At 63.2% G+C, this 13,412-nt stretch carries 14 protein-coding genes; 5 read left to right on the plus strand and 9 right to left on the minus strand.

The window, feature by feature from the left end; translation table 11 throughout:
- Nucleotides 1–42 precede the first annotated feature (42 nt).
- Both recN and nadK read right to left on the minus strand, forming a co-directional pair.
- Entirely contained in the window at nucleotides 43–1,707 is a 1,665-nt protein-coding gene (recN, locus tag PVT67_RS04725) for a DNA repair protein RecN (protein WP_301498358.1), read from the minus strand.
- 60 nt (nucleotides 1,708–1,767) lie between these two features.
- Complete coding sequence (gene nadK, locus PVT67_RS04730) at nucleotides 1,768–2,646, minus strand: NAD(+) kinase (protein ID WP_301498360.1); 879 nt, start codon at nucleotides 2,644–2,646, stop codon at nucleotides 1,768–1,770.
- Between the two features lie 107 nt (nucleotides 2,647–2,753).
- Here nadK and grpE point away from each other — a divergent pair, with 107 nt between their 5' ends.
- The 4 genes from grpE (at nucleotide 2,754) to PVT67_RS04750 (ending at nucleotide 7,184) form a co-directional block, all read left to right on the plus strand.
- Nucleotides 2,754–3,302 (plus strand): nucleotide exchange factor GrpE, encoded by a 549-nt coding sequence (gene grpE, locus PVT67_RS04735; RefSeq protein WP_301498362.1) that lies wholly within the window; start codon nucleotides 2,754–2,756, stop codon nucleotides 3,300–3,302.
- 178 nt (nucleotides 3,303–3,480) lie between these two features.
- Nucleotides 3,481–5,391, plus strand: coding sequence for a molecular chaperone DnaK (gene dnaK / locus PVT67_RS04740; protein WP_301498364.1), 1,911 nt, complete (start codon nucleotides 3,481–3,483; stop codon nucleotides 5,389–5,391).
- 65 nt (nucleotides 5,392–5,456) lie between these two features.
- Nucleotides 5,457–6,596, plus strand: coding sequence for a molecular chaperone DnaJ (gene dnaJ / locus PVT67_RS04745; RefSeq protein ID WP_301498366.1), 1,140 nt, complete (start codon nucleotides 5,457–5,459; stop codon nucleotides 6,594–6,596).
- A 171-nt stretch (nucleotides 6,597–6,767) separates the two neighbouring features.
- The gene (locus PVT67_RS04750) at nucleotides 6,768–7,184 is read left to right on the plus strand and encodes a DoxX family protein (RefSeq protein ID WP_301498368.1); all 417 of its coding nucleotides are present in this window, start codon (nucleotides 6,768–6,770) and stop codon (nucleotides 7,182–7,184) included.
- 51 nt (nucleotides 7,185–7,235) lie between these two features.
- On the opposite strand, the gene PVT67_RS04755 is transcribed toward PVT67_RS04750, so the two are convergent.
- The gene (locus PVT67_RS04755) at nucleotides 7,236–7,730 is read right to left on the minus strand and encodes a GNAT family N-acetyltransferase (RefSeq protein WP_301498370.1); all 495 of its coding nucleotides are present in this window, start codon (nucleotides 7,728–7,730) and stop codon (nucleotides 7,236–7,238) included.
- A gap of 85 nt (nucleotides 7,731–7,815) precedes the next feature.
- Between PVT67_RS04755 and PVT67_RS04760 the strand changes: the two genes are divergently transcribed.
- Complete coding sequence (locus PVT67_RS04760) at nucleotides 7,816–8,598, plus strand: M48 family metallopeptidase (RefSeq protein WP_301498372.1); 783 nt, start codon at nucleotides 7,816–7,818, stop codon at nucleotides 8,596–8,598.
- 37 nt (nucleotides 8,599–8,635) lie between these two features.
- Here PVT67_RS04760 and PVT67_RS04765 read toward each other — a convergent pair whose 3' ends face one another.
- The 6 genes from PVT67_RS04765 to rhlP all read right to left on the minus strand — a co-directional run bounded on the left by PVT67_RS04765 (nucleotide 8,636) and on the right by rhlP (nucleotide 13,034).
- Nucleotides 8,636–9,415 (minus strand): dienelactone hydrolase family protein, encoded by a 780-nt coding sequence (locus tag PVT67_RS04765; protein ID WP_301498375.1) that lies wholly within the window; start codon nucleotides 9,413–9,415, stop codon nucleotides 8,636–8,638.
- Between the two features lie 61 nt (nucleotides 9,416–9,476).
- Nucleotides 9,477–9,953, minus strand: a complete 477-nt coding sequence (locus PVT67_RS04770; RefSeq protein ID WP_301498377.1) for a hypothetical protein — start codon at nucleotides 9,951–9,953, stop codon at nucleotides 9,477–9,479.
- Nucleotides 9,954–10,088: 135 nt separating this feature from the next.
- Nucleotides 10,089–10,529: a hypothetical protein gene (locus PVT67_RS04775; protein ID WP_301498379.1), complete on the minus strand. Its 441-nt coding sequence runs from the start codon at nucleotides 10,527–10,529 to the stop codon at nucleotides 10,089–10,091.
- A 148-nt stretch (nucleotides 10,530–10,677) separates the two neighbouring features.
- On the minus strand, nucleotides 10,678–11,556 hold the full coding sequence (locus tag PVT67_RS04780) for a protein-tyrosine phosphatase family protein (protein ID WP_301498381.1): 879 nt from the start codon (nucleotides 11,554–11,556) through the stop codon (nucleotides 10,678–10,680).
- Nucleotides 11,557–11,625: 69 nt separating this feature from the next.
- A complete protein-coding gene (locus PVT67_RS04785) occupies nucleotides 11,626–12,141 on the minus strand; it encodes a DUF1993 domain-containing protein (protein WP_301498383.1) in 516 nt (171 codons plus the stop codon).
- 50 nt (nucleotides 12,142–12,191) lie between these two features.
- Nucleotides 12,192–13,034, minus strand: coding sequence for a rhombotarget lipoprotein (gene rhlP, locus PVT67_RS04790; protein WP_336407805.1), 843 nt, complete (start codon nucleotides 13,032–13,034; stop codon nucleotides 12,192–12,194).
- Nucleotides 13,035–13,412: the final 378 nt, after the last annotated feature.

The raw sequence follows: 13,412 nt of genomic DNA on the forward strand, positions 1-13,412 counted from the left end.
GCGCATGATAGCCTTGCCCGGCAACATGCAGCAACAGAGCCTTCAACCGGCCAAAAGTTCCCTGGCGTTGGCGCGGCTCGCTTCCGTTACCACGTCCCCGCCCAAGAGCCTGGCCAGCTCGTCCACCCTTTGTTCCAGGCTCAGCGGCTCCATCAAGGTCTCGGTGTTGTCTTTGCTGGTTTTCTTGCTGACCCGCAGCTGCTGGTGACCCTGGCCCGCTACCTGGGGCAGGTGGGTCACGCAGAACACCTGGCTGCCCTCGCCGAGGCTGCGCAGCAGCTTGCCCACCACGGCGGCGGTGGGGCCTGAGATGCCCACGTCCACCTCGTCGAAGATGAGGGTGGGGGTGTGGCTCCTGTCCGAGGTCAGTACCTGCAGCGCCAGGCCGATGCGCGACAGCTCGCCACCCGAGGCCACCTTGTGGATGGGGGCCTGGGGCTGGCCGGGGTTGGTGGACACCAGCATCTGCACCTTGTCGAGGCCGCCGGGGGCGGCCTGGGCGCTTTCATCGAAGGCTACGTCCAGGCTGAACTGGGCGTGGGGCAGGGCCAGTTCGCGAATGACCTTCTGCACTTCCCTGGCCAGGGCCTTGCCGTGGCGTTCGCGGCTCTGGCTGAGGCGCCTGGCCGAGGCCAGGTAAGCCTCCTTGGCCTTGGCCAATTCCGCTTCCAGGGCTAGCAGGCGATCGTCAGAATCGGTCAGGGCTTTTAATTCCTCGGCCAGGCCCTGGTGCAGGGCCGGCAGTTCCAGGGGGGCCACCTTGTGCTTGCGGGCCAGGTTGATGGCCTGGCTGAGGCGCTCTTCCAGGGCGGCGAAGCTTTCCGGATCCACTTCCAGGCGTTGCTGGTAACGGGCCAGCTCAACGCTGGCGTCGCCGACCAGGGCGCTGGCGTCATGCAAGGTAGAGAGGATGGGCTCCAGGGCCGGATCGTCCCCTTGCAGGCGACCCAGGCGGTCCAGTACCTGGCGCAGCATGTCACTCAGGTTCAGCTCGTCATTCTCGCTTAGCATGGCCAGGCAGTGGCCGGATTCGCTGATGAGGTTGGCGGCGTTGGCCTGGCGGTGGTGTTCGGCCTCGATGCGCTGGTATTCCCCCTCTTCCAGGGCGAACTGGTCCAGCTCCTGCACCTGGTATTCCAGGAGCTGGCGCCTGGCCTCGCGCTGGGCTTCGCTGGCACTGAGTTCTTCCAGTTCCTGGCGCAGCGTCTTCTGCTGCCGCCATTGTTGGCGCAGCTCGTCCAACAGCGCCTTGTGGCCGGCGTACTGGTCCAGCAGGCCGAGCTGGTTGTCGGCTTTGAGCAGGGCATGGTGGGCGTGCTGGCCGTGGACATTGACCAGCAGCTCCCCCAGGGCCTTGAGCTGGGACAGGGGCACCGGCTGGCCGTTGACGTAGCCGCGGGAGCGGCCTTCGCTGCTGATGGTGCGACGCAGTATGCACTGGCCTTCGTCATCCAGTTCGTTGTCCTTGAGCCAGGCCTGGGCCCGGGGCAGGGCGCTGATGTCGAAGCGGGCGGCCACTTCGCACTTGTCGGCGCCGGGGCGGACCATGGCGGCGTCACCTCGGTCACCGAGGCACAGGCCCAGGGCGTCGATGGCGATGGACTTGCCGGCCCCGGTTTCGCCGGTGATGGCGGTCAGGCCGCCGGCAAATTCCAGCTCAAGGAAACGGACTATCGCAAAGTTGCTGATGGTGACTTGGGCCAGCATGCTGAACTCCTTACTGTAATTGCATCCAGTATAAGCTGGATTTCTATACAGTAAAGAGGCTCAGTAGAGTTTTGTGCTCCAACCCAGCTTGGAGCGCAGCACCTGGTAGTAGTCGTAGCAGGGGGGATGGACCAGCCGCAGCGGGTAGGCGCTCTTCTGGATGCGCACCTCGTCCCCGGGCTTGAGGCTCAGGGCCACCTGGCTGTCGCAGGTGATCTGCAGATCCTCGGTGTTGGAAGTGACCTTGAGGGTGATGAGGCTGTTGCCTTCCACCACTATGGGCCTGCTGGACAGGGTATGGGGAAACATGGGCAGCAGCACTATGGCATCCATCTTCGGATGCAGTATGGGGCCGCCGCCGGACAACGAATAGGCGGTGGATCCTGTGGGGGTGGAGACGATAAGGCCATCGGAGCGCTGGCTGTGCACGAACTGTTCGTCGATGCTGACCGAGAAGTCGATCATGTGGGCTATCTTGTCCGGGTGCAGCACCATTTCGTTGACGGCGGTGTTGGAGGCTACCAGCCGCTTGTGGCGGTAGATCTGGGCTTCCAGCAGGAAGCGGAACTCGGTCTGGAACTGGCCGGCCAGCACCTTGCCCAGCGGCTCTTCGAAGCCGTCGGGGGAGAGATCGGTCAAGAAGCCGAGGTTGCCGCGGTTGACGCCGATGACGGCCACATCAAAACGGGCCAGCACCCGGGCCGCGCCCAGCATGGCGCCGTCGCCGCCGACGACGATGGCCAGCTCCGCTTCCTCGCCGAGGCTGGCCAGATCCCGCAAGCTGTCCTTGGGCAGCTCAAGGCCGTCGGCGGTGCGGTCTTCCACCAGCAGCCGGTAGCCTTTCTCGGCCAGCCAGCCGTGCAGCGCCATGATCGTCTGGTTGGCGCCGTCGTGGTTGGGCTTGCCAATAAGTGCAATGGTTTTAAATGGTTGCGTCATCAGTTTGTCCAGATGGCCCTTGCCGCCAGTATAACCGAGGCCGGCTCTCTTGAAACGTGCTGATCTGCCCCCATAATAAGCCGCACGTTGTATCGAGGAGACAGGCAATGACCCAAGAGACGGACAAGCCGCTGGACCAGAACCAGCAACAAGAAGCCCAAACTGCCCAGGAAGAGCACCTGCCCGAGGTGGACCTGCAGAGCGAGGTCGAGCGCCTGGAAGCCGAGCTGGCCGAACAGCGCGAACTGGTGCTGCGTGCCAAGGCCGAGGCGGACAACATCCGCCGCCGCGCCGCCCTGGACGTGGAAAAGGCCCACAAGTTCGCCCTGGAGAAGTTTGCCGGCGACCTGCTGCCGGTGGCCGATTCCCTGGAGCGCGCCCTGGAACTGGGTGACGCCGCCAACGAAGCCCTCAAGCCCATGCTCGAAGGCATAGAGCTGACCCTCAAGTCTTTCCACTCCGCCACCAACAGGCATGGCCTGGAAGTGGTGGACCCGACCGGCCAGCCCTTCAACCCCGAGCTGCACCAGGCCATGGCCATGCAGCCCTCCGCCGAACACCCGGCCAATACGGTGCTGACAGTGGTGCAGAAGGGCTTCAGCCTCAACGGCCGCCTGCTGCGCCCCGCCATGGTGATCGTCAGCACCGCCGGTTGAGGCCTTGTTTCGGAAAAACCCGGCAAAAGCCGGGTTTTTTTCTTATTGACCCTTGAAAAGGTTTCGGGGCCTCCCCACATAAGCATCAAAGGCAATTCGTTGGTAGCGGGCTTGAAAAAACAGACGAAGCCCCCACGTTACCAACCATCTCATTTCAAGCAGTTAAGTGGAGACTGATATGGGCAAGATTATCGGTATCGACCTGGGCACCACCAACTCCTGTGTGGCCATCATGGATGGCGACAAGGCACGCGTCATTGAAAACGCCGAGGGCGCCCGTACCACCCCCTCCGTCATCGCCTACACCGACGATGGCGAGACCCTGGTAGGCCAGTCCGCCAAGCGCCAGGCCGTGACCAACCCCAAAAATACCCTGTTCGCCATCAAGCGTTTGATCGGCCGCCGTTTCACCGACGACGAAGTGCAGCGTGACGTCAAGATCATGCCTTTCGGCATCGTCAAGGCCGATAACGGCGACGCCTGGGTGGAAGTCAAAGACAAGAAGATGGCGCCGCCGCAGATCTCCGCCGAAGTGCTGAAAAAGATGAAGAAGGCCGCCGAGGACTACCTGGGCGAGCCGGTCACCGAGGCCGTCATCACAGTTCCGGCCTACTTCAACGACTCCCAGCGTCAGGCCACCAAGGACGCCGGTAAGATCGCCGGTCTGGAAGTCAAGCGCATCATCAACGAGCCCACCGCTGCTGCCCTGGCCTATGGCCTGGACAAGAAAAAGGGCAACCAGCGCATCGCCGTGTACGACCTGGGCGGTGGTACCTTCGATATCTCCATCATCGAGATCGACGAGCTGGAAGGCGAGCACACCTTCGAAGTACTGGCCACCAACGGTGACACCCACCTGGGCGGCGAAGACTTCGACAACCGCCTGATCAACTACCTAGTGGAAGAGTTCAAGAAAGAGCAGGGCGTCGACCTGACCAAGGACCAACTGGCCCTGCAGCGCCTCAAAGAAGCCGCTGAAAAGGCCAAGATCGAGCTGTCCTCTGCCCAGCAGACCGACGTCAACCTGCCCTACATCACCGCCGACGCCAGTGGTCCCAAGCACATGAACATCAAGGTGACCCGCACCAAGCTGGAATCCCTGGTGGAAGACTTCATCAACCGTACCCTGGAGCCCCTGAAGGTGGCACTGGCCGACGCCGACCTTTCCGTCAGCGACATCGACGAGGTGATCCTGGTCGGTGGCCAGACCCGCATGCCCAAGGTGCAGCAGGCCGTGACCGAGTTCTTCGGCAAAGAGCCCCGCAAGGACGTCAACCCTGACGAAGCCGTGGCCGTGGGCGCCGCCGTACAGGGCGGCGTACTGAGCGGTGACGTCAAAGACGTGCTGCTGCTGGACGTGACCCCCCTGTCTCTGGGTATCGAGACCATGGGCGGCGTCATGACCAAGCTCATCGAGAAGAACACCACCATCCCCACCAAGCACAGCCAGGTGTTCTCAACCGCCGAAGACAACCAGTCCGCGGTGACCATCCATGTGCTGCAGGGTGAGCGTAAGCGCGCCAACGACAACAAGTCCCTTGGCCAGTTCAACCTGGACGGCATAGCCCCGGCCATGCGCGGCATGCCGCAGATCGAAGTCACCTTCGACATCGACGCCGACGGCATACTGCACGTGTCCGCCAAGGACAAGAACAGCGGCAAGGAACAGAAGATCACCATCAAGGCGTCTTCCGGCCTGTCCGAGGACGAAGTCAGCCGCATGGTCCAAGAAGCCGAGGCCCACGCCGAGGAAGACAAGAAGTTCGAAGAACTGGTCGCGGCCCGCAACCAGGCCGACGCCCTGGTCCACGGTACCCGCAAGCAGCTGGAAGAAGCCGGTGACCAAATCGGTGGCGACGACAAGGCCAAGATCGAGTCCGCCCTGTCCGAGCTCGAGACGGCCATGAAAGGCAACGACAAAGCCGAGATCGAAGCCAAGCAACAGGCCCTGATCGAAGCCTCCGGCAAGCTGATGGAGATACTGCAGCAGAAGATGCAGCAGGAGCAGCAAGGCGGCCAGGCCGGCGGCAGCCAGGGCGGTGACGACGTGGTCGACGCCGAGTTTGAGGAAGTCAAAGACGACAAGTAAGGCCCAGGCCTTTATGGTACGGGCGCCTCGGCGCCCGTCAGTCGTTTAACGCGGACCAGGATTTTATGTCGAAGCGTGATTACTACGAGGTGCTGGGGGTAGACCGCGGCGCCGACGAGAAAGAGATCAAGCGGGCTTACAAGAAGCTCGCCATGAAATATCACCCGGACCGCAACCCCGGCGACAAGGAGTCGGAAGCCAAGTTCAAGGAGGTCAAGGAAGCCTACGAGGTCCTGACCGACGGCGACAAGCGCGCAGCCTATGACCGCTACGGCCATGCCGGCGTCGACCCCAACATGGGGGCCGGCGGCTTCGGTGGCGGCAACGGTGCCGACTTCGCCGACATCTTCGGTGACGTCTTCGGTGACATCTTCGGCGGCGGCCGCCGTGGCGGCGGTGCCCGCCAGGCGCGCGGTGCCGATCTCCGTTACAACATGGAGCTGAGCCTGGAAGAGGCGGTCAAAGGGGTCTCCAAGGAGATCAAGGTGCCCACCTTCGCCAGTTGCGAAAAGTGCGACGGCAGCGGCGCCAAACCCGGCACCAGTGCCAAGACCTGCCATACCTGCCAAGGCATGGGCCAGGTGCAGATGCGCCAGGGCTTTTTCGCCGTGCAGCAGACCTGTCCTACCTGTAGCGGCTCCGGCAAGGTGATCGCCGATCCTTGCGACGCCTGCCACGGCCAGGGCCGGGTACAGAAGACCAAGACCCTCTCCGTGAAGATCCCGGCCGGGGTCGACACCGGCGATCGCATTCGTTTGAGTGGCGAAGGGGAAGCGGGGCAGTTCGGTGCCCCGGCGGGGGACCTCTACGTGCAGGTGCACGTCAAGGAACACCCCATCTTCGTGCGCGACGGCAACAACCTCTACTGCGAGGTGCCGATCAGCTTCACCGTCGCCGCCCTCGGCGGCGAGATAGAAGTGCCGACCCTGGACGGCCGGGTCAAGCTCAAGGTGGCCGAAGGTACCCAGACGGGGCGCATGTTCCGTTTGAAGGGCAAGGGCGTCAAATCGGTGCGCTCCGGCATGCAGGGCGACCTGATGGTCAAGACGGTGGTGGAAACCCCGGTCAACCTGACGGCCGAGCAGCGCGAGCTCTTGGAGCAGTTCGAGAAGAGCCTGACCGGCGATTCCGCCAAGCGCCACAAGCCCAAGGCCGAAGGTTTCTTCGACGGGGTCAAGCGCTTCTTCGACGACCTGTCCAGCTGAGCCTGGGCTTTCCAAAAAGCGCCTTCAGGGCGCTTTTTTTATGGGCGGGCGTTGGCAACTCCCGCTGTTGACCTTTCTATTTGTTAGGATGTTTTCACGGATTTATTGCGATTTTCTTTCCATTTAGAGAAATCATAATGGGCCATCGACATCACAGTTGGAGCCAATACCATGAAAACCGAGATCCTGAAAATCCAAGCCGATTCCGCCACCGGCGCCACCCTCAACCTGGCCGGCCGGGTACTGCTGAGCCTGCTCTTCGTGCTGGCCGGCATCGGCAAGATCGGCGCCTACGCCGCCACCGCCGGTTGGATGGCGTCCATGGGCGTGCCCGGCGCCCTGCTGCCGCTGGTGATACTGCTGGAAGTGGGTGGTTCCATCGCCCTGGTGCTGGGCTACCAGACCCGCCTGCTGGCCCTGCTGCTGGCCCTCTTCACCCTGGTCTCCGCCTTCATCTTCCACAGCAACCTTAGCGATCAGACCCAGTTCCTGATGTTCTACAAGAACGTCGCCATCGCCGGTGGTTTCCTGGCCATGATGCTGCTGGGCGGCGGCCGCTTCAGCCTGGACGCCAAGCTCAACCGCTAACCGGCATCTTGATGAAAAAAGCGCTCCCGGGAGCGCTTTTTTTATGGGGTTTTACAGGGTCAGGGCCATGCAGATCTCGCAGTCGCCGTGGCCCGTGTCCCCCAGGGGGGCGGTCAGCCGTTTGAAGCCCAGCCTTTCATAGAGGACCAGGGCTTCTTTGAGGTTGTCCGTTGTTTCCAGGTAGCAGAGCTTGTAGCCGTCCTGGCGGGCCCTCGCCAAGGCTTTTTCCGCCAAGGCCCTGCCGGCCCCCAGGCCCCGGGCCTGGGGCAGGAAATACATCTTCTGCAGCTCGCAGATGCGCCCCGGCCCTGCCTCGGCCCCATTCAGGGGGGCCAGGCCGCCGCCGCCCACCAGTTCGCCGTCCACTTCCAGCACCCAGTAGTGGCCGCCGAGATCATGGTAATAGCTGAAGAGGTCGTCCAGGTGCGGATCGGACACCCCGTAGCCCTTGTCGGCGGTGAGGCCGTATTCGGCCGAGACGGCGCGGATCACGGATGCCAGGGCGGCGTTGTCTTCGGCCCGCAGGGCTCTTAACTGAAAGGTCATGCTGTCTCCTTCGAAAGGCAAAGCGGCTTGTTGCACCGGCCTGCCGCTCGGGAAACAATAAGGCAAAGCCTTGAAGGAGCAAAGGATGAAGAAGACCCTTACCCTGGTGGCCGCCGCCTTGTTGGCCGCCTGCACTCAGAGCCCCACCGGCCGCAGCCAACTGCTGCTCAACAACGAAGGCCAGGTGGACCAGATGGGGATACAGTCCTTCGACGAACTCAAAAAGAAGGAAAAGATCGATACCGATCCCAAGACCAACCGCTACGTGCAGTGCGTGGCCGGGGCCATCACCCATGTGCTGCCAGGCGAGCAGCAGGGGAACTGGGAAGTGGTGGTGTTCGACTCCAAGGAAGTGAACGCCTTCGCCCTGCCGGGCAAGAAGATCGGCGTCTACACCGGCCTTCTGAAGGTGGCCGACAGCCCGGACCAGCTGGCGGCCGTGTTGGGCCACGAAGTGGGCCACGTGCTGGCCCACCATTCCAACGAGCGCCTGACCCAGAACCAGCTCACCACGGGCGCCCTGGTGCTGGCCGAGGTGGCTCTGGGGGTCAGCGACACCAAGAACCGCGACCTCTACATGGCCGCCATCGGCCTGGGGGCCACGGTCGGGGTGCTGCTGCCCTATTCGCGCAAGCAGGAGTCGGAGGCGGACGCCATAGGCCTCAAGCTGATGGCCCAGGCCGGTTTCGACCCCAGCCAGGCGGTCACCCTCTGGCACAACATGGAAAAGAGCAACTCGGGCGCCCCGCCGGAGCTGCTCTCTACCCACCCCAGCGCCGGCACCCGTATCCAGCGCCTGGAAAAAGCGTTGCCCAGCGTGCTGCCCCTCTACCGCGCCGCCCCCAGCCACCCCAGCTGCAAGCTATGAAAAAGGCGCCGGAAGGCGCCTTTCTTATCGGTGGCCATCACCGGCCCTTGAGCATCCTCAGCAGCGCCGCCCAGCTGTCCTTGTCCGCCGCCTCGTCATAGGCAAGCGGCATGTCGAACTGCTTGCCGAGGGCCGTGGAGCCGGGGTTGGTGAAGCTGTGCATGGCGCCGGGGTAGACGCGCAGATCGAGGTCGGCGCCGGCGTCCATCATCTCCTTGACGAAGGCGCTCACCACCTGCGGCGGGTTGAAGGGATCGGCGCCGCCGGTGGCCACCAGCAGCTTGGCCTTGAGCTTGCCTTTCTCGGCCTGGATGCTGGAGCCCAGGCTGCCGTGGAAGCTGGCTACACCGGCCAGCGCCTTGCCCATCCTGGCCTGGTTCAGCACCACGCCGCCGCCGAAGCAGTAGCCGATGGCGTAGATCCGGGCGCCGTCCACATTGGGCTGGGCCTTGAGGATGGCCATGGCCGCGTCGAAGCGGGCGTTCATCTTGTCCGGCTCACGCATGGCCGCTTCCATGAAGGCCTGGGCGTCCTTGGGGTGGTCGGCTACCTTGCCGGTGCCGTACATGTCCACCGCTATGCTGGTGTAGCCGAGCTTGGCAAGCGCCTTGGCGCGGCCCTTGGCGTAGGCGTTGAGCCCCCACCATTCGTGGATCACCACCACCCCTGGACCGGGCTTTTTCAGCTGGTCGTTGCTGTAGAGGACGGCGCTGCCGAGGCCGTCCGGCAAGGTCAGCTGCTGCTCCACGACCTTGGCCCAGGAGGGCAGGGCCAGGATCACCATCGCCAGGGCGGCGAGACGGGAAAACCATTTCATGTCGTTGTCCTTGAATGTGGGTTCAGGTCATCAGTCTAGCCGGGCCTGGCCCGGCTCCAGCTCAGTTTGGCCACAAATGGCAATAGGTCGTGAGATCCTCGAAGTTGTCGCTGGTGGTTCCGCCGGCCATGAACTTCTTGACCCAGCCGTTGGGCTTGGCCGGGGTCGGGGTGGCGCCGCAGTTGGTGTGCACCCAGTGGATGCCGCCCCCTTCGGAGTAGAGCTGGCCGCAGAGCTCAAGGCGGTCGCCGGCCTGGATACCGTTCAAGGGCGCCGGTACCTGCTGTTCGTTCTTCACGTAACCGTCGGCGAAGACGTTGTCGATGGCCACGTCATAGGGCTGGCCGTCCTGGTCTGCCTTGATCTTGAGATGGGTGTGGGACAGCTCCACCCCGTGCAGGCGATGGCCCTTGGTGAAGTAGGGGGCCTTGATGACGGTGCCGGTCAGGTAGCTGCCGGCGTTTTCGGTGCATTGGCTTTGGTCGTCGGCAAGGGCAGGGCCGGCAAGCAGGGCCAGCAGCAGGATTGGGAATTTCATCGGGTCTTCCTTGTTGGCGTTTTCAATGGCTGTAAAGCTAAAGGCAGTTTTCACATTTTGGCAAGGTTTTCATGACGTTGCCTTGCTTATGCCAAGGGCGGCCCAAGGCGCTTTTCCCGTTCCCTGGCGGCTGTATCACCTCAGCACTCCGTTGAGTATCTGCATGGCGCTGAACCAGGCGGCAAAGACGCTGATGAGGAGGAAGGCTAGCTCCAAAGCCACCTGGGAGGGGCGGATCACCCTGGCCACCTTGGCCAAGGCGAAGGCCCTGAACATGATGATGACCACCAGGAACAAGGAGAGGCCGTACAGCGTGAAGGCCCAGGCGCTTTGCCAGAAAAGGGCCAAGGCCCCCAGGAGCCGGGAGGCGGCGGCCGCTGCCGTCAGCAGCACTACCCAGCCGGGGATGGCGGCGATGTAGTCGGCGTATTCGGCCTGGATCCGCCCCTTGGCCACCAGGGCCGCCCAATGTGCGGGCTTGGCCAGGACGAAGCTGAAAAACACCAGGCCGGCATAGGCCAGGCCCCAGAGCAGCAGCAGGGTGCTGACCGTCCAATAGAGCAGTGGGTTGGCCATGGTACCTCCTTCATTGTGATGGCAGCGGGAACCTGCGATGGCAGGCGGTGTGGCGGTTCAGGTGGCCTTGCGCCCGGCCGCTCTCACCAGCCAACGAAACGCCGGGCCCCGGCACAACCAGGCCGGCGCTGGGCCGGCCTGGTCGTGCTTAGCCCACCGTGCCGGCCAGGGGCACGCAATGGCTGGCCAGATCGGCGGTGGCGCTGCCGGTGCAAAGCAGGTTGCAGTAGGCCTCGGGCACGGCCTGGTCGACGCCGCCTGGCGGGTTGTCGTTGGCAGGCGGGTTGACCCTGGCAGCTGTCTGGGCGGCCTGCAGGCTGTTGCAGCTGCCTGGCGCCGGGGCCTTGATTTGCAAAGCCTCGATGTTGGAGCCGTAGCACATCAGGTAGCCGATCACGGCCGCCCCCGTCCTGTTCACCCCCGAATCGCAGTGCACATAGATGATGGCGTTTTGGATGGCGGTGACGCTGCTGGGGAGCTTTGGCACGGCCGCCGGCTGGTTGCACAAGGCGGCCCTGATGGCGGGCACCAGGCCGGCGTAGTGGAAGTCCGCCGCGTTGGTCACCGACTGGGCCACGGCCGCGGCGCCGCTCCAGCTGCCGCCGGCCTGGGTCGGCGGGGTGCCGCCGATGGAGAGGATGGGCCAGTAGAACATCAGCTGGGCGGCGGAGGCCGAGGCAATGCAACTGGGATAGGGGCCTGTGTCGCCATTGACCGCCGGCGGCGGCGTGGTGGCGGCAAACCAGGCGACCTCGGCTTCCACTATGTGCTTGTCCTTGTGGTTGTCGGGGCCGAAGCCTATCAGGCAGAAATCGACGACCATGGGATCCTCGCCGAGTTCGATGCCGGTGGCGGCGTAGTTCTTGTCGGCCTTGATGGCGCTGATCAGCTGGTCAAGGGTGAAGCCCTTGGCGCCGAAGGCCGAGCTGCCCCTGACCAGCAGGTTGCCGTTGGCCCTGCTGAAATCCACTATGCGCACCGAGCCCGGTACGAAGGTGCCATGACCATGTACTTTTTCCGATTCCATTGCTTGGGTTCCTTGTGGTGGTGGTTCTTGGTCTTGAAGGGGGAGCTGCCGGCGGCGCCGTCCCTGCCTTTAGTTTTCTTCCCTGATATAGGGAGCAAGGTAGCCCATGAAATCCGTCTTGCCCAAAGGCGCCCCCAGGTGGCGGAGGATGGCGTAGGCCATGCTGATGTGGAAATAGAGGTTGGGCACCAGATAGTCGTTGAGGTATTGCCGGCCCGGCAGCTCGCAGTGGCGGCCTGGGCCCAGGCCGATGCGCTTGATCTCGTCGAGCTTGGCGTCTGCTACGTCTATGGCCGCCACCCGCGCCTTGGTGTCCCGGATATGGCCCAGTGCCTCGGCGAGCGACCCTATCTCTATCGACAGGTTGTCGATGGGCTGGCCCGCACACCATTGGGAAAAGCCCCGCGGCTGGTTGCAGGCGATGGCGATCTGCCCCGCCAGGGGGAACATGTCCGGCGCCAGCCGCTCGCTGAGCAGGGCGTCGGCATTGGGGAAGTGTGCCTCGGCCACCGCCAGTATGTGCTCCAGCACGTCCAGGCGGCTGATAAAGAGGTCTTTTATCTGAGTGATGCTTGGGTTTGGCATGTTGGGATCTCGCTTGGTTATCCGATGTCGTTTGAGAGGCCTGGCGCCGCTTAGGCCCCGTAGCGGGTGCGGGAGCGCGATGCCGCCAGGAAGAGCAACATCAATAGAACCCCCATGCCGCCAAAGGCGCCGCCGGCATAGCCTGCGCGTTTGACGACCTTGACCTTGCCGGGATCGGCCTTGATCCGCGCCTTGAACTGCGCCAGCTGCTGGTCGAGGTTGGCCGTCATCATGACGGCGGCGTCATTGAAGCCTTTGACCCTGTCGTTACGCAGTTCTTCGCTCAGGTTGACCGGCGTGGAGCTGCCCTTGATGTTGCTGGTGCCGGGAGCGCGGAACAGCATCTTGCGGCTCGGAATGTCGTAGACCGCCGTATCCAGCATGGTGCTGGTGTCATTCTTCTCGCCGGAAACCACGTAGGCCCCGACCAGTGTCCAATAGGTCAAGGACAAGAGGCCCTCATCCGTGAACTGGACCTGGTCATGGGACACCAGGGCGATAACGTCTATCCCGTACATGGTCCTTATCTGATCGAGGTTGGCAAAGCTGCCGCCTTCGGTCAGGTAGGCGGAAGGGATCACCTGGATGTCGCTGACAAAGTCATACTTTCGGAAGTTGGCGGCCACCTTCTCAAGCAGGTTGGATTTCTCGGCTTCGGTCAGTGCTCCGCTCCATAGGCGGCCTCCCAGGGTTTGATCGGGCACAAAGGCGATGCCGACCTTGAGGGGGATGGTCAGTGTCGGTATCGAGGTGGTTTGCTCGACAGTCATGTTTCCCTTGGGGTAGAGGTAATCCACGACACTGCTCTGGGTTCTGCTCTGTGTCCCCGCACATCCAGAAAGAAGGGCGACCAGGGCCATCGCCATGGCCAGAAAGGGTCTGCGCTTGGGCATCCATCACATCCTATGTTTCGTTGTTTTTCGTTGCCTGGTGGCGGAGCCAAAGTAGCCTTGCCCGTCAAGCCATCCTGAGAAGCGGCCTGCTTGGCAGGGCCATGTCAAACAGCCTTATAGCAGCGCGCCTTAACACTTCCAAGTGGCTTTGTGTGCCGGGAATACTCGGACCGTCCAGGTCCTCTCCTTAACGGGCCATCGGCTCCGGACCGATTTGTTGCCCCGGCACGCGGGTCACTTATTATCTGAATTCCCGCTTGCCGGGTCCCGCCCCGGCGGGCGGGATACTTTGTTTTCGCACAAAGTATCCAAAGGCACCGCCCCTGACGTTACGCGATGTCCTTACCTCTGGTCGCTCGGAGGCCACCGGCTCATACG

Source organism: Gallaecimonas kandeliae, from assembly GCF_030450055.1.
Lineage (GTDB): Bacteria > Pseudomonadota > Gammaproteobacteria > Enterobacterales > Gallaecimonadaceae > Gallaecimonas > Gallaecimonas kandeliae.